This window comes from Parabacteroides sp. AF27-14, from assembly GCF_003635425.1.
In the GTDB taxonomy this organism is placed as follows: Bacteria; Bacteroidota; Bacteroidia; order Bacteroidales; family Tannerellaceae; genus Parabacteroides; species Parabacteroides distasonis.
Genome location: NZ_QTLZ01000017.1, coordinates 78781 through 95604, shown reverse-complemented (window position 1 = coordinate 95604; position 16824 = coordinate 78781). Strand labels below are relative to the sequence as shown.

Below are 16824 nucleotides of genomic sequence, written 5' to 3'. Positions count from 1 at the left end.
CAAATGTATATATTATCGGCGACCTGCCCAACTTTTTTATGTGGAATCGCTTATTTTCCCTAATTTTGTATCCCTAAAACGGATGAATGTGGAAGAGTATTTGAATCAACTGAATGAGAGCCAGCGGGAAGCGGTGGTTTACAATGAGGGGCCATCCTTGGTCGTGGCCGGGGCTGGCTCCGGTAAGACAAGGGTACTGACCTATAAGATCGCTTATTTATTGCAATTGGGATTGCCTCCCTATAGTATCTTGGCGCTGACCTTTACCAATAAGGCGGCCCGGGAGATGAAAGAGCGTATTGCGGCCATCACCGGTGACCAAACGGCCCGTCGGCTATGGATGGGAACGTTCCATTCCATCTTCTCCCGTATTTTACGGAACGAGGCGGAGCATATCGGTTATCCTTCCAATTTCACGATTTATGACGCCACTGATTCCAAGAGCTTACTGAAATCCATCATCAAGGAAATGCAATTGGACGATAAGGTGTACCGCCTAGGAATGGTGCAGAGCCGGATCTCCAACGCGAAGAACTCCTTGATAACTTATACGGCCTACGAGCAAAATAAAGAGCTCGTGGAAAGCGATATAAACGCCAAGGTCCCCTTGCTCCGGGAAATCTACAAACGTTACCAGAGCCGTTGCCTGCAAGCGGGAGCCATGGATTTCGACGACTTGTTGCTGCAAACCAATATCCTGTTCCGGGATCATCCGGCCGTCTTGGAGAAATACCGGAACTTCTTCCGGTATGTATTGGTGGATGAGTATCAAGATACGAACTTCGCCCAACACTTGATCGTGCAACGGCTTTGCGAGAGACACGGCCATATCTGCGTGGTAGGGGATGACGCCCAGAGCATCTATTCCTTCCGAGGCGCTAATATAGATAATATCCTGCAATTCAAGAATCTTTATACCGGTTGCCGTATCTTCAAGCTGGAACGGAATTACCGTTCCACCCAGAATATCGTGAACGCCGCCAATAGCTTGATCGACAAGAATACACGTCAGATACCCAAAACGGTCTATTCCGAGAAAGAGGCGGGCAGCAAGGTGAGTGTTTTCACTTCGTACTCCGATTATGAGGAGGGCTACACCGTAGCCGCCCGAATCAATGAGATGCACGGGATATTAGGGAAATTCTCGTATGCTGATTTCGCTATCTTGTATCGTACCAACGCCCAGTCCCGTATCTTGGAAGAGGCGTTGCGAAAGCGGGGCATCCCTTACAAGATTTACGGCGGTTTGTCTTTTTACCAGCGGAAAGAGATCAAGGACGTGATCTCTTACTTCCGCCTGATCGTGAACCCGCACGATGAGGAGGCCCTGAAGCGAATCATCAATTATCCCACCCGGGGAATCGGGGATACGACGGTAGGTAAGCTTGTCGGCGCCGCTACCGAATACGGGGTAAGCCTGTGGACCGTACTTCAAGCCCCCTTGGAATATTCGCTACCGATAAATAATGGTACAGCTAAGAAACTGAGCGATTTCCGTAGTTTGATTGAAGTTTTCATTGAAGAGAATAAAAAACTCTCCGCGGAGGAATTGGCTACCTTGGTGGTGAAGCGTAGCGGCATCGTTTCCGACCTGTTTCAAGACCGTTCCGTAGAGGGCGTGAGCAAGCAAGAGAACTTGCAGGAGTTGCTGAAAGGTATCGCCGAGTTTTGCGAGATCCGGCGTGAGGAGGGCATGGAGCAAGTCGCCATGTCCGACTTTTTGGCGGAGGTATCCTTGCTCACCGATCAAGATAACGATAAAGAGGAAAACTCCGATAAGGTCACGATGATGACCGTGCATGCCGCCAAGGGATTGGAATTCACGAATGTTTTCGTGGTAGGCTTGGAGGAAGACCTATTCCCCTCGTCCCTATCGAAAGATAACCCGAGAGCGGTAGAGGAGGAGCGTCGTTTGTTCTACGTGGCGATTACCCGTGCGGAGCAAAATTGCGTATTGAGCTATGCGAAGAGCCGCTATCGTAACGGGAAGACGGATATGTGTACGCCCAGCCGTTTCTTGAAGGATATAGACGTTAAGTATCTGGATATGCCTTCGGATGCCGGCGCTTCAGATGCATTCGCCTCGGCCCGTGAACGCTACGGGCGCCCGGCTTTTGCCTCTCCATTCCGGCAACCAAGGGCGGTTGAGGATGATTTCGTGTCGCCGGTGAAGCAAGCGGCACAGCGTCAAGGGCATCTTACGAAGTTAAAAAACACGATGGAATCGTCCTTTTCGGCGGCTCCGGCCACGGATGCCTCTGTTTTGAGGGTGGGCCAGAAGGTCAATCACGACCGTTTCGGCGATGGCGAGATCGTCTCGATGGAAGGTGAGGGAGGTGATGCGAAAGTGACGGTCGCCTTCAAGAATTTCGGAGAAAGGCGACTTTTGCTTAAGTTTGCCAAACTCAGCGTGTTAGGCTAAGTGCGTTTTTGCTCGAATTCATTTTCGAATGCCGAATCGAACACTGCTTTTTGAAGCTAAGTCGTTGGATTTTAATGATTGGCAGAAAAGGAAAGGTTTATTTTCGAATGGGCTTTCGAACTCACTTTCGCATCATATAAGATATAAATAGATATTATAATAAAAATATAAAGAATAGAGGCAAGATGCCTCCTTTCTTTTTTTTCGATTAAAAAGAGAATGAAAAGAACCCAGAAATACTATAGTGCTTGTGCCCAAGTACTATAGTATTTGTCTACGAACACAGTAGTATTCGCAAGTTAACACAACTGTCTTTTTTCTGCGACATATTCAATGAATTACCCCGATAATAGTTGTAAAATCAGAATGTTTTTCTTATATTTGCATGTTAATATGAAATATTGAGATACAGCATGATAGACATCAACAAGATACCCTCGCCTTGCTATGTGATGGAGGAGAAATTACTGAGAAACAACCTGTCCTTGATCAAGAGCGTAAAAGAACGTGCGGGAGTGAATATCATATTGGCTTTTAAGGCTTTCGCTTTATGGAAAGCGTTCCCGATCGTACGTGAGTACATTCCTTTTTCGACAGCAAGTTCTAAATTTGAGGCCCAGTTGGCCTTCGAGGAAATGGGAAGTCCGGCGCATACCTATTCCCCGGCTTATACGGAGGCTGATTTCCCGTTGATCTTGAGATACAGTAGTCACGTTACGTTCAACTCGCTTTCTCAGTTCCATCGTTTTTATCCGATGGTGCGGGCGGATGGTAACCGGGTGTCTTGTGGGTTGCGGATCAATCCGGAATACTCGGACGTGGAGACGGACTTGTATAATCCTTGTGCCCCGGGTTCCCGGATGGGGGTGACCGGCGACTTGCTGGGAGACACGTTGCCGGAGGGTATCGAGGGGCTGCACTTCCATACCTTGTGCGAGTCCACTTCCTATGATCTGGAGCGGACGCTGGCCGAGGTGGAGAGGCGTTTTGGCCGTTTCCTGCCTCACGTCAAGTGGCTGAATATGGGAGGTGGTCATTTGATGACCCGTAAGGATTACGACGTGGAGCATTTAATCGCTTTACTGAAAGGCTTTAAGGAGAGATATCCGAACTTGGAGTTGATCATGGAGCCGGGTAGCGCCTTCGCTTGGCAGACCGGGTTCTTGCTGACAACCGTGGTGGATATCGTGGAGAACCACGGTATCAAGACGGCGATTATCGACGCCTCGTTCACCTGCCATATGCCGGATTGCTTGGAGATGCCCTACAAACCGGCTATCCGTTTCGCTACGGATGCCGTGGAAGGGAAACCTACCTACCGGATCGGGGGAAATAGCTGTTTGAGCGGTGATTATATGGGGGATTGGTCGTTCGATAAGCCTTTGGCGATCGGCGACAAGCTGATTTTCGAGGATATGATCCACTACACGATCGTGAAGACGAATATGTTCAACGGCATACCGCACCCTTCCTTGGCCCTTTGGAACAAGGACGACCAGCTGGTGGTGTACCGTACGTTCGGCTATGAGGATTATAAGAACAGGATGGATTAAAAACAAGCAAAGGGAGGAATATGACCATGACAGCGAATGAGTTGAAATATACATACATGGAAGAAGCCATGAGTATCTTGGATAATGAGGAGCTTATGCGTAAGGCTTTATCGCTCTTGCGGAACTTAAAAGAGAAGACCTTCTCGCCTGCCAAGCGAAGCGAGCGGGAGGTGCTGGAAGAGGCTTTCCAGAGCGTAAAAGACTTGAAGGCGGGAAAAATAACCTCTCGCCCATTGGAGGATCTATTGAATGAGTTATAAGATTGAGGCATTACCGCCCTTCGCTAAGGAGGTGAAATATTTGGCGAAACGATATAAGTCGTTGAAAGAAGATATCCTAAGGTTGAGGGACGAACTGCTGGAGAACCCTTTGTCGGGAACGGATTTGGGAGGTGGCCTCCGTAAGGTCCGGATGTCCATCCACTCGAAATCACAGGGCAAGAGAGGGGGAGCTCGGGTGATAACTTTTACGGTACTTGTCAGCGTTGATGAAGGAACAATTTTTCTTGTGACGATGTATGATAAGAGCGAGATTGAGTCTATGTCCGTTAAGGAGATCCGGAAACTACTTGATAAGTGTGATTTGAAGTAAATAAAAACAGAAACAAAATAAATATGGGTATTTTTAGCTTTTTCAGTAAGGACAAGAAGGAAACCTTGGATAAAGGTCTGTCGAAGACGAAGGAGAGTGTTTTTTCCAAGATTACCAAGGCGATCGCCGGTAAGAGTAAGGTGGACGACGATGTGTTGGATAATTTGGAGGAAGTACTGATTACCTCGGATGTCGGTGTAGATACCACGTTGAAAATCATCGACCGTATCGAGAAGCGTGTGGCCCGTGACAAGTATGTCACCACCCAAGAATTGACCACCCTGCTGCGTGACGAGATCGCTAGCTTGCTGACAGAGAACAATACGGAGGATGCCGAGGGATTCGCACTTCCGGAGGGCAAGAAACCCTACGTGATCATGGTTGTAGGCGTGAACGGGGTGGGTAAGACGACCACGATCGGTAAGCTGGCTTACCAGTTCAAGAAAGCCGGCAAGAAGGTCTATCTGGGCGCCGCCGATACGTTCCGTGCCGCCGCCGTGGAGCAACTAGTGATCTGGAGCGAGCGGGTAGGCGTACCTATCGTGAAGCAGAACATGGGCTCGGACCCCGCTTCCGTGGCTTTCGATACGCTGAGCTCCGCCAAGGCGAACGATGCCGACGTGGTGATTATCGATACTGCCGGACGTCTGCATAACAAGATCAACTTGATGAACGAGCTTACCAAGATCAAGAACGTGATGAAAAAGGTGATTCCGGACGCCCCCCACGAGATATTGTTGGTATTGGACGGCTCTACCGGGCAGAACGCTTTCGAGCAAGCGAAACAATTTACCGCCGCCACCGAGGTGAACGCCTTGGCCGTGACCAAGTTGGACGGTACCGCCAAGGGGGGTGTCGTGATCGGTATCTCCGACCATTTCCGTATCCCCGTGAAATATATCGGACTCGGCGAGGGGATGGAGGATTTGCAAGTATTCCGCAAACGTGAGTTTGTCAATTCGTTATTTGGAGAATGAGAAAAAATAAAGTAGATATTATTACGCTGGGGTGTTCGAAAAACCTAGTGGACTCGGAGCAACTTATGCGCCAATTCGTTGCCAATGGCTATACGGTAGAGCATGATCCCCATAAGATCAATGGCGAGATCGTGGTGGTGAATACCTGCGGTTTCATCGGCGACGCCCAAGAGGAATCGATCAATATGATCCTCGAGCTGGGCGAGCAAAAGCAGAAAGGACGGATCGGGAAGCTCTTCGTGATGGGGTGCTTGTCGGAGCGTTTCTTGAAAGATCTGGAGAAGGAACTTCCCGAGGTAGATCGTTTCTACGGGAAATTCAATTGGAAGGAGTTGATCTCCGATCTGGGCAAGTCGTACCATCAAGAGCTGGCTACGGATCGTGTGCTCACCACCCCGAGACACTACGCTTACGTGAAGATCGGGGAGGGATGCAACCGTACCTGCTCCTACTGTTCGATCCCGATCATAACCGGGGCTTATCAATCCCGTCCGATGGACGAGATCGTAGACGAGGTTCGTGGCTTGGTCGCGCAAGGCGTAAAAGAATTCCAGATGATCGCCCAAGATCTTACGTTTTATGGCCTCGATCGCTATAAGCGAATGGCCTTGCCAGAACTGGTGGAGCGGGTATCCGACATCCCGGGCGTGGAGTGGATTCGTTTGCATTACGGGTATCCGTCTCATTTCCCCTATGACCTGTTGCCGGTGATGCGTGAGCGTGATAACGTTTGCAAGTATATGGACATCGCCCTCCAGCATATCAGCGACCCGATGTTGAGGATGATGCGCCGCAATATCACGAAGGCCGAGACGTATGAGCTGCTGGAGCGTATGCGCCGGGAAGTGCCGGGCATCCATCTACGCACCACCTTGATGGTGGGTCATCCCGGCGAGACGGAACAGGATTTCGAGGAGTTGATCCGCTTCGTGAAAGATATCCGCTTCGAGCGTATGGGCGCTTTCGCCTATAGCCATGAGGAGGGTACCTATGCCTATCAGCATTATAAAGACGAGATCCCGCAGGAGGTGAAGCAAGACCGACTGGATTACTTGATGCGTGTGCAAGAAGGCATCTCCGCCGACGTGAACGCCTCGAAAGTAGGGCAGACCTTCCGAGTGATCGTAGACCGGGAGGAGGAGGATTTCTACGTGGGACGTACGCAATACGACTCGCCCGAGGTAGATCCGGAAATATTGATTTCCAAGGATACTCCCTTGAGTCCGGGTAGCTTTTACCAAGTAAAGGTGATTGACGCACAAGCGTTTGATCTGTATGGTAAAGTGTTGAATTGATGTAAAAACTGTCAATATATTTGTCGGTTAACGAAAAAATAACTAATATAGCAGCACGAACTGTTATGGAATTAGATATGAAAAACAAGGAACTTATAACGGAATTGGCGAATCGCATGGATTGGACCTCGAAGGAGGTATCCGACATGCTTTCTGCGCTCAGTTCCGTCGTAAGTTCGAAATTAGTGGATAACGATACGATCTATCTGCAAGGCTTCGGCCAGTTCGAGGTGAAAAAGAAAGCGGAACGTATTTCCGTGAATCCGGCGAACGGGAAGCGATATCTGGTTCCCCCTAAATTAGTTCCCGTGTTCAAGCCCGGAACGACCGTGAAGAATCGTTTAAAGGAATTGGGTGATCATGAATAACCGGCTGAATATACAAGATTTAGCCGGTTTATTATCGGAGCGTACCGGCAAGGACAGAGGAGAGGTAGAGCGTTTCTTGAGAGATTTTATCTCGGTGGTATCCGAAGGGGTCTATACGGATAAGATCGTAAAAGTAAAGGGCTTGGGTACTTTCAAGATTATCTCCGTGGAGAAGCGGGAGAGTATCCACGTGAATACCGGCGAACGTTTCTTGATCCCCGAACATTATAAATTCTCTTTCCTGCCGGATAAAGACCTGCGGGAACAGGTAAACAAGCCTTTCTCTATCTTTGAGACGACAGAGATCAACGAGAACGTGGATTTCTCGGACATGGATGAGTCCGTGGAGGAGAAGGAAACGGAAGACGAGTCCGTGGAGGAGGTGATGCCGGATAAGGAAATCCCTTTGGCAAATACCCAGCCCAAAGAGAAGCCCGAACCGATACTAGAACCTGAACCTGAACCATTGCTTGAGCCAGAGCAAGCGTTTGATCCGGAACGGCCATCGGTATCTGAACCGGAACTTGAATTGGAACCGGAACCGGTCGCGGAGCCATCTCCCATACCAGAGAGACCGGAAGAGCGAGCCCCTAAGAAACCGGAGGAGAAGGGGGTATTAATGATCGTCGCCTTTTTGATAATCGTAATCTCTGTATTCTTCTATCTGGGAAGGAATAATTGGAAACCGGCACCTGCCCAAGAGGAGGTGGTAACGGAAGCCAAGGATACGGTCAAGGACACGGTTCAAGAATCAGCTTGGATGCTTCATCCGGACTCGGTAGCGGAGAAGACCCCGCATACGGAACCGGAGCCTTATGTGGAACCGGCGCCCAAACCATTGGGGCAGGTGAAGATCAAGCATGGCGACCGCCTCACCGTGATCGCCTTGGAATATTATGGCAATAAATTATTCTGGGTATATATTTACCAACATAATAAGGCTGTTATAAAAGACCCGAACAACGTCCCGATCGGTACCGTGATCGAGATACCCGCTCCGGAATCGTATGGCATCGATGCCAAGAGCCGTGAGTCGCGGGAGAAAGCCGCCGCCCTACAAACAGAGATACTTGCCGGGAAGTAAGAGAAATCCCCCTTTTTTAAGTAAAATAAAACAAAACAAGGAAGTGTTGGTTAGTATTATTTAACTGCAAAAGTGAAGGATACGAATTTAACATTTCTAATTTTGTGCATCCTAAAAAATCAACGTAAAATTGGGACAATATAATAACAATATAATAGAATAAATCTTATGAGTCAGACAGTAGACATTCGTGAGTTGAATGAGCGAATTGAAAGTAAAAGCTCGTTTGTGAACATGATTACGATGGGTATGGACAAAGTAATCGTCGGACAAAAGCATTTGGTTGAATCCTTGTTGATCGGTTTGCTTTCGGACGGACATATCCTGTTGGAAGGTGTGCCGGGTTTGGCTAAGACACTTGCCATTAAAACATTGTCGTCGTTGATCGACGCTAAATACAGCCGAATCCAGTTCACCCCGGACTTACTCCCGGCCGATGTGATCGGTACGATGATTTACAGTCAGAAAAGCGAAGAGTTCCAGGTAAAGCAAGGCCCGATCTTCGCTAATTTTGTGTTAGCGGACGAGATCAACCGTGCCCCGGCGAAAGTACAGAGTGCCTTGTTGGAGGCCATGCAGGAGCGTCAGGTCACGATCAGCGAGCATACCTACAAGTTGCCGAAGCCTTTCTTGGTAATGGCTACCCAGAACCCGATCGAGCAGGAGGGTACGTACCCGTTGCCTGAGGCGCAGGTAGACCGTTTCATGTTGAAGGTGATCATCAATTACCCGAAGAAGGAGGAAGAGAAATTAATCATACGCCAGAATATATCCGGAGAACGTCCGGAGATCAAGCCGATCTTGACGAAAGAGGAGATCCTCGACGCCCGTAACGTGGTTCGTGAGGTTTATTTGGACGAGAAGATCGAGCGTTACATCGTGGATATCGTCTTCGCTACCCGTTTCCCGGCTGAGGCTGGTTTGCCGAACTTGGCGAGCATGATCTCTTTCGGCGCTTCCCCTCGTGCGTCTATCAACTTGGCGTTGGCCGCCCGTGCGTACGCTTTCATCAAGCGTAGGGGCTATGTGATCCCGGAGGATATCCGTGCGGTATGCCACGACGTGATGCGCCATCGTATCGGCTTGAGTTATGAGGCCGAGGCGAACAACTTGACTTCAGAGGAGGTAATCAGCGAGATACTAAATAAAGTAGAAGTTCCTTGAGAATTGAAAATTAAGAATTGAAAATTGAAAATTAATCGAAAGAGACAAGCCAATTTTCAATTCTCAACCTTCAATTACCAACAATAAATTTTCAATTTTTCATTTTCAATTTTCAATTACCAAGTGGAGACAAGTGAATTATTAAAAAAGGTCCGCCGTATCGAGATAAAGACCCGTGGTCTTTCCCGTAACATCTTCGCCGGCCAGTACCATTCGGCTTTCAAGGGCCGTGGTATGGCGTTCAGCGAGGTAAGGGAATATCAATACGGCGATGATATCCGGGATATCGACTGGAACGTGACCGCCCGCTACGTCCGCCCCTACGTCAAGGTGTTCGAGGAGGAGCGTGAGCTGACGGTGATGCTGCTGATCGACGTGTCCGGTAGCCGTGACTTTGGCTCCGTCAACGTCATGAAGAAGGAGGTGATCACCGAGATCGCCGCTACCTTGGCTTTCTCGGCGATACAGAACAACGATAAGATCGGCGTGGTGTTCTTCTCAGACAAGATCGAGAAGTTTATCCCGCCCCAGAAAGGAAAGAAACATATCCTCTATATTATCCGGGAGCTGATCGATTTCCATCCCGAGGAGACAAGAACGGATATCAGCCAAGTGTTGAAATACTTGACCAACGCCATCAAGAAGCGTTGCACGGCTTTCCTTATCTCCGATTTTATCGACAAGGAGGGTTTCAAGGACGCCTTGACGGTGGCCAACCGCAAGCATGACATGGTAGCCATTCAGGTGTACGACCGTCGTGAGACCGAGCTTCCCGCCGTAGGCCTTATGAAGATCAAGGACGCCGAGACCGGGAAGGAGCAATGGATAGACAGTTCCTCCGCCCGTGTGCGTGCGGCCTATAAGGAATGGTGGGAGAAACGGCAGGCGAAGATGAGCGATACGTTCAAGAAATGCCGTGTAGACTCCGTCTCTGTCCGTACCGAGGATGATTATGTGAAAGCATTGATTGCTCTTTTTGACAAACGTAATTAAAGCAAGCAGATGAAATTGATAAAGAAAAGTATCCTGTTTCTGGTCGCCGCCGCTTCCCTCGCGGGGGGAAGGGCATATGCGCAGAGACCGTTGATCGATGTCGCTATCGACTCGGCCGCCATATTGATCGGAGAGCAGACTACCTTGCACCTTACGGTAACGGCGGATAAGGATCGCCCTGTGCAGATCGTGATCCCGAACGATACCTTGATGACGGGTGTGGAGGTACTGAATCTCTCCAAGGCGGACTCTACGGAGATCGAGAACGACCGGCTCGTTATCAAGCAGGATGTATTGATTACCTCGTTTGATTCGTCACTCTATCTATTACCTCCGTTGAAGGTGATAGACGGGGTGGATACCGTATATTCCAACCAAGTCGCCTTGAAGGTCTCCACGATTCCCGTGAACGCGGACAAGCCGGAGGAGTTCAACGACATCAAGACCGTATGGAAGCCACCTTTCGTATGGGCCGATTATTATCCGATCATTTACGGGATCTTGCTGGCCCTGTTCTTGATTTGCGTGATCGCCTATATCGTGAAACGGATCCGTGCGAAGAAGTCGTTGATACCATTCAAGAAAGAGGAGCCGAAGCTTCCGCCTCACGAGCAGGCCATCAAGGAACTGGACGAGATCAAGCAACAGAAACTCTGGCAGCAAGGACGAAGCAAGGAGTATTACACCTTGATCACGGATACGCTGCGTAAGTATATCGAGGATCGTTTCGGCATCAGTGCCATGGAGATGACTTCCGGTGAGATCTTGGACCTGATCCGCAAGAACTCCGAGGCGCAGAGCGTGTACGATAACTTGAGGCAGATTCTGCAATTGGCCGACTTCGTGAAATTCGCCAAGATGAACCCGCTGCCGGATGAGAATGATTTGAGTATGATGAACGCGTATTTGTTCGTGAACCAGACGAAGGTGGAGGAGATGCAAGAGCCGGAATCTACGAACGATACAACTAATTTAAAGGATTAAGAGATGGTATTTGCGAATCCTAATTATTTATATTTATTGTTGTTGCTCATCCCGATGATCGGATGGTACGTCTACAAGCTGAGCAAGAGTCAGGCCAGCTTGCAGGTCTCCTCGTCGGAGGCGTTCGAGGCGCCGGGAGCGGCATCATGGATCGTGTACTTGCGTCACCTGCCTTTCGTGTTGCGTATGGTAGCGGTAGCGCTGCTGATCGTGATCTTGGCCCGTCCGCAATCCACGAATAGTTGGTCCAATTCTTCCACGGAAGGTATCGATATCATGTTGGCGATGGATATCTCGGGTAGTATGCTGGCGCAAGACTTGAAACCGAACCGCTTGGAGGCGGCGAAGGATGTGGCCGCGTCGTTCATCAACGGCCGTCCGAACGATAACATCGGTCTCGTGGTCTTTTCTGCCGAGAGCTTTACGCAATGCCCGTTGACAACCGATCATACGGTCTTGCTGAATCTCTTCAAGGATATCCAAAGCGGTATGATCCAAGACGGAACGGCTATCGGGTTGGGCTTGGCGAATGCCGTGAGCCGTATCAAGGACAGCCACGCTAAGTCGAAGGTGATCATCCTTCTGACCGATGGTTCGAACAACGCCGGCGAGATCGCTCCGGTTACCGCCGCCGAGATCGCCAAGACGTTCGGCGTGCGTGTCTATACGATCGGAGTCGGAACGAAAGGCATGGCGCCGTATCCGTTCCAGACCGCTTTCGGCGTGCAGTACCAGAATATACCGGTAGAGATCGACGAGGCTACGTTGAAGCAGATCGCCTCTACCACGGGCGGGCAATATTTCCGTGCTACGGACAACGCCAGCCTGAAGGAGATCTATTCCGAGATCGACCAGATGGAGAAGACCAAGATCAGCGTACAGGAGTACAGCAAGAAGCAGGAGGAGTATAAGAACTGGGCCTTGCTGGTGTTCGCCTTGTTGCTGGTGGAGATCTTATTGAGAAATACATTGTTGAGAAATATACCATAAAGATAAAAGGCTTATGTTTCGATTTGCGCATCCGGACTTTTTATATTTGCTTTTTCTCCTTCCGGCGTTGGTGGCGTTCTACGTGTACGCCATGATCGTGAAGAAGAAAGCGATAAAGAAATACGGTAACCCTACGTTGTTGGCCGAGTTGATGCCCGAGGTATCGACCAAGCGCCAGCATCTGAAGTTTTGGCTGTTGTTCGGAGCCATTACCATGGTTATCTTTATTATAGCGGGGCCTCAATTCGGCTCGAAACTGGAGACGGTGAAGCGTCAGGGAGTAGAGATCATGGTGTGTCTGGACGTATCCAACTCCATGTTGGCCGAGGACGTGTCGCCCAACCGTTTGGATAAAGCCAAACAGATGCTATCCCGATTGACGGACGGCTTTACGAATGATAAGGTAGGTTTGATCGTGTTCGCCGGCGACGCTTTCACGCAGTTGCCGATCACCTCGGATTATATCTCCGCCAAGATGTTCTTGTCCTCTATCAACCCGTCGATGGTCTCTACGCAAGGTACGGCGATCGGTGCCGCCATCAACTTGGCCGCCCGTTCCTTTACCCCGGACGAGACGACCGATAAGGCGATTATCTTGATCACCGACGGCGAGAACCATGAGGACGACGCTATCGGTGCCGCCAAAGCCGCCGCCGAGAAGGGCATCCACGTGAACATCGTGGGAATGGGTGATCCGAAAGGTTCTCCGATCCCCATCCAAGGAAGCAATAATTATATGAAGGATAAGGATGGAAACGTGGTGATCACGAAGCTGAACGAGCAGATGGGTCAAGAGATCGCCGCCGCCGGAAACGGTATGTATGTGCGTGCGGACAATACGAACTCTGCCTTGAAAGCCCTTCAGAAGGAAATCGAGAAAATGAATAAGACGGAGCTGGATAGCAAGGTTTATTCCGAGTATGACGAGCAGTTCCAGATTTTCGCTTGGATAGCTTTGTTCCTCTTGATCGCCGATTTCATGACCTTGGATCGTAAGAACCGTATATTTAGGAAAGTAAAATTATTCTCTTAATTCGACGAAGTGATGAGACGTATATATAAATCTATGATATGGGTATCGGTCTTGGCGCTCAGCGCTGGGGCGGTCTCTGCCCAGAAAGCGGAACGGAAGAACGTGCGTGAGGGGAATAAGCTTTATGAGAGCGAGAAATACACCGAGTCCGAGATCGCTTATCGCAAGAGCTTGGAGGTGAATCCCCGCTCTACGGAAGGAACCTATAATCTGGGAAACTCCCTATACAAGCAAGGCAAGTTCCCCGAGGCCGCCGAGCAATATCAATTGATCGCCGGGCAAGGGGAGAAGATGGTGGCTACGCCGGAAGGGAAGGCACGCTTGTCGGAGGTGTATCATAATATGGGGAATATCTTCATGCAGAACAAGGATTACGGCAAGGCCGTGGAGGTGTATAAGCAATCGCTTCGCTTGAACCCGAAAGATGACGAGACCCGTTATAACTTGGCCTTGGCCCAGAAACTGCTGTCGGATCAGCAGAATCAGGATCAGAGCCAAGATCAACAGAACGACGACAAGCAGGAGAACAAGGATCAGAAGGACGATCAGCAGCAACAGCAACAACAACAGCCGCAAGACGACCAGAAGCAGGATAAGACCCAAGAGCAACAGCAATCCAACGAGCAAATGAGCAAGGACAATGCCCAGCAGATGTTGGACGCCTTCCTGCAAGACGAGAAAGACACCCAAGAGAAGGTGAAGAAGGCGCAGATGCAGCAGCAACAACGCCGGAAGACCGAGAAGGAGTGGTAAACTGGATAATTAACGAAAAAATGAGATACACAATGAGGAAATTAATTTTCTTATTCATCCTGATGTTAACGGTAGGGGTGGCGACAAAGGCCGCGGATGTGACCTTCAAGGCCTCGGCGCCCCAAGCGGTGGTAATGGGAGAGCAGTTTCGCTTGACTTTCACCGTCAATGCCGAAGGCAAGGATTTGAGAGTGCAGGAGATGCCAGACTTTGACGTATTAATGGGTCCCTCCCAATCCACCTCCTATAGCAGTAGCTGGGTGAACGGGAAGAGTACCAGCGAGACAACCGTTACGTATACGTATGTCTTGATGCCGAAGAAGGAAGGTACGTTTAATATAGCTCCGGCAACGATCAAGGTGAACGGCTCTAATTATACATCGAATGGCTTGGCCATCAAGGTGCTTCCGGCTGATAAGGCGGGTAAGCAAGAGGCGGAGACAACGACGGCGAGCGGGGCGATCTCTAACGATCGGCTGTTCGTGAAGATGGACGTATCCAAACGAAGCGTGTTCGAGCAAGAAGGTTTCTTGGTGACTTTCAAGGTCTATTCCTTAGAGAACTTCGCAATTACTGGCTTGAAGTATCCTGAGTTTGAGGGTTTTCTTGTGCAAGAGATCGAGCTTCCGCAAGAGAAACAACTGACCTTGGAAAACTACAACGGACGTAACTACCAGTCGGCCGTGATGCGTCAAGTGATCCTGTATCCGCAACGCTCTGGAAAGATTACGATCAGTAGTGGCAAGTTCGACGCCGTGGTGAAGGTCCGTATGCAACAAGCGGGTGGCGGTAGTATCTTCGATAGCTTCTTCGACTCGTATCGGGATGTGAGCAAGGTGTTGACCACCTCTCCGGTTACTATCGACGTGAAGCCTTTGCCCTCCGGTAAGCCCGCTTCTTTCTCCGGTGCCGTAGGTACGTTCTCCATGACGGCTGATATCAGCTCGAACAACGTCAAGACAGACGAGGCTGTAACCATAAAGGTGAAAATCACGGGTAACGGAAACGTGAAGTTGGTGAAGAACCCGGAAGTGGTTTTCCCGAACGATTTCGATGTCTACGACCCAAAAGTAGAGATGGACATCAAGACCACGACTGCCGGTGTCAGTGGAAGCAAGACGATCGAATATATGGCGATACCCCGTTACGCAGGTGATTTCGAGATCCCGGCGATCGCTTTCTCCTATTTCGATATCAAGTCCGGTTCCTATAAGACCATCAAGTCCGAGCCTTATAAGTTGCATGTGGAGCAAGGCAAGGGCGGTAGCGGTTCTTCCCCGGTCGTATCGAACTTCAGTAATAAAGAGAGCGTGAAATACTTAGGCAAGGATATCCGTTACCTAAAGACGAAAGGCTTCTCCTTTATCGAGGGAGGTGATGGTATATTCTTCGGTTCCTTTATGTATTATCTTTGCTATATCGTACCGGCTATCTTGTTTATCGTATTCTTCTTTATTTATCGTAAGCAGGTGAAGGAAAACGCCGACATCGCCTTGGTTCGTACCAAGAAGGCGAACAAGATGGCGGTTAGACGTCTGAAGAACGCCGGCAAGCTGATGAAAGAGAACAAGAAGGAAGAATTCTACGACGAGGTACTGCGTACGTTGTGGGGCTATTTGAGCGATAAGCTGAGTATCCCGCAATCCGATCTGACCAAGGATAACGTAGAGACAGAATTGGCTAAATACGGTGTAGACGAATCCTTGACGAATGAGTTCATGGATATCTTGAATACTTGTGAGTTCGCTCGTTACGCTCCGTCCCAAGCGTCAGACGCTATGGATAAGCTGTATGAGCTGACGGTAGACGCTATTGGTAAAATGGAGAATACAATTAAAAAGTAAGAAGATGAAGATGACTATAAATTTAAGAAAGGTATTGTTTTTCTTATTGACTCTATGTCTGATAGGATCTGCTTATGCGCAAGATACCGCCTTGAAGGAGGCCGAGGTCGCTTACACGAAAGAAGATTACGCGAAGGCGATCGAGCTATATGAGGGAATCTTGAAGAGCAATGGCGAGTCTGCCGCCGTTTATTATAATTTGGGAAATGCCTATTATAAGGCGGGTAAGATCGCTCCGGCTATATTGAACTACGAACGTTGTCTTCTGCTGGATCCGGGTGATAGCGATGCTCGCTTCAATTTACAGATGGCCCGTCAGAAGACGATCGATAAGATTGAGCCGGTTGGTGATTTCTTCTTGGTCAAATGGTTTAAGAGCGTGGAGAATCTCGGATCCGCAGACTCTTGGGCGAAGACAGGTATCGTGTGCTTCCTGTTGTTTATCGGTTGCTTGATCTTGTTCTTTTTCTCCCGTTGGGTACGCTTGAAGAAGATCGGTTTCTATTTGGGTGTCCTATTTATTATCATGGTTGTTTTTGCCAATATATTCGCCAGCGACCAGAAGGATGAGATGATAAACCGTAAACATGCCATCGTATTCGCCCCGACCGTTACGGTGAAAAGCTCGCCCGACGCTAGCGGTACGGATCTTTTCGTATTACACGAGGGAACGAACGTGACCGTGAAGAGTACGCTTGGCGAATGGAGCGAGATCGAGCTTGAGGACGGGAACGTAGGATGGATGCCTAGTAAAGACATAGAAAAAATCTGAT

16 protein-coding genes are annotated in these 16824 nt (G+C 49.4%); all 16 read left to right on the top strand.

The window, feature by feature from the left end; all coding sequences use genetic code 11:
- Positions 1-82 precede the first annotated feature (82 nt).
- On the top strand, positions 83-2422 hold the full coding sequence (locus DWY79_RS16245) for an ATP-dependent helicase (RefSeq protein ID WP_122369750.1): 2340 nt from the start codon (positions 83-85) through the stop codon (positions 2420-2422).
- A 413-nt stretch (positions 2423-2835) separates the two neighbouring features.
- Complete coding sequence (gene nspC / locus DWY79_RS16240; RefSeq protein ID WP_048927242.1) at positions 2836-3975, top strand: carboxynorspermidine decarboxylase; 1140 nt, start codon at positions 2836-2838, stop codon at positions 3973-3975.
- A 20-nt stretch (positions 3976-3995) separates the two neighbouring features.
- Positions 3996-4235 carry a hypothetical protein gene (locus DWY79_RS16235; RefSeq protein WP_005857256.1) on the top strand — a complete coding sequence of 80 codons (240 nt, stop codon included), beginning with the start codon at positions 3996-3998 and terminating at the stop codon, positions 4233-4235.
- Complete coding sequence (locus DWY79_RS16230) at positions 4225-4566, top strand: type II toxin-antitoxin system RelE/ParE family toxin (protein ID WP_005862653.1); 342 nt, start codon at positions 4225-4227, stop codon at positions 4564-4566. Before DWY79_RS16235 ends, DWY79_RS16230 begins: the two co-directional genes overlap by 11 nt.
- A 23-nt stretch (positions 4567-4589) precedes the next feature.
- On the top strand, positions 4590-5543 hold the full coding sequence (gene ftsY, locus DWY79_RS16225; RefSeq protein WP_005857252.1) for a signal recognition particle-docking protein FtsY: 954 nt from the start codon (positions 4590-4592) through the stop codon (positions 5541-5543).
- Positions 5540-6838, top strand: coding sequence for a 30S ribosomal protein S12 methylthiotransferase RimO (rimO, locus tag DWY79_RS16220; RefSeq protein ID WP_048927244.1), 1299 nt, complete (start codon positions 5540-5542; stop codon positions 6836-6838). The genes ftsY and rimO overlap by 4 nt, the downstream gene beginning before the upstream one ends.
- Before the next feature lie 77 nt (positions 6839-6915).
- On the top strand, positions 6916-7206 hold the full coding sequence (locus tag DWY79_RS16215; protein WP_008778384.1) for an HU family DNA-binding protein: 291 nt from the start codon (positions 6916-6918) through the stop codon (positions 7204-7206).
- Positions 7199-8290 carry an HU family DNA-binding protein gene (locus DWY79_RS16210; protein WP_122369748.1) on the top strand — a complete coding sequence of 364 codons (1092 nt, stop codon included), beginning with the start codon at positions 7199-7201 and terminating at the stop codon, positions 8288-8290. The genes DWY79_RS16215 and DWY79_RS16210 overlap by 8 nt, the downstream gene beginning before the upstream one ends.
- Positions 8291-8458: 168 nt before the next feature.
- Positions 8459-9454 (top strand): MoxR family ATPase, encoded by a 996-nt coding sequence (locus tag DWY79_RS16205; protein ID WP_005857243.1) that lies wholly within the window; start codon positions 8459-8461, stop codon positions 9452-9454.
- Positions 9455-9577: 123 nt separating this feature from the next.
- Positions 9578-10447, top strand: a complete 870-nt coding sequence (locus DWY79_RS16200; protein ID WP_005857241.1) for a DUF58 domain-containing protein — start codon at positions 9578-9580, stop codon at positions 10445-10447.
- 9 nt (positions 10448-10456) lie between these two features.
- Positions 10457-11431, top strand: a complete 975-nt coding sequence (locus DWY79_RS16195) for a hypothetical protein (protein ID WP_008772273.1) — start codon at positions 10457-10459, stop codon at positions 11429-11431.
- Positions 11432-11434: 3 nt separating this feature from the next.
- Positions 11435-12421: a VWA domain-containing protein gene (locus DWY79_RS16190; RefSeq protein WP_122369746.1), complete on the top strand. Its 987-nt coding sequence runs from the start codon at positions 11435-11437 to the stop codon at positions 12419-12421.
- A 13-nt stretch (positions 12422-12434) separates the two neighbouring features.
- Positions 12435-13454 (top strand): VWA domain-containing protein, encoded by a 1020-nt coding sequence (locus DWY79_RS16185; protein WP_005857235.1) that lies wholly within the window; start codon positions 12435-12437, stop codon positions 13452-13454.
- A 12-nt stretch (positions 13455-13466) separates the two neighbouring features.
- Entirely contained in the window at positions 13467-14207 is a 741-nt protein-coding gene (locus DWY79_RS16180; protein WP_005862642.1) for a tetratricopeptide repeat protein, read from the top strand.
- A 32-nt stretch (positions 14208-14239) separates the two neighbouring features.
- Positions 14240-16051, top strand: a complete 1812-nt coding sequence (locus DWY79_RS16175) for a BatD family protein (RefSeq protein WP_122369744.1) — start codon at positions 14240-14242, stop codon at positions 16049-16051.
- A 4-nt stretch (positions 16052-16055) separates the two neighbouring features.
- Positions 16056-16823: a tetratricopeptide repeat protein gene (locus DWY79_RS16170; RefSeq protein WP_008779812.1), complete on the top strand. Its 768-nt coding sequence runs from the start codon at positions 16056-16058 to the stop codon at positions 16821-16823.
- Position 16824 lies beyond the last annotated feature (1 nt).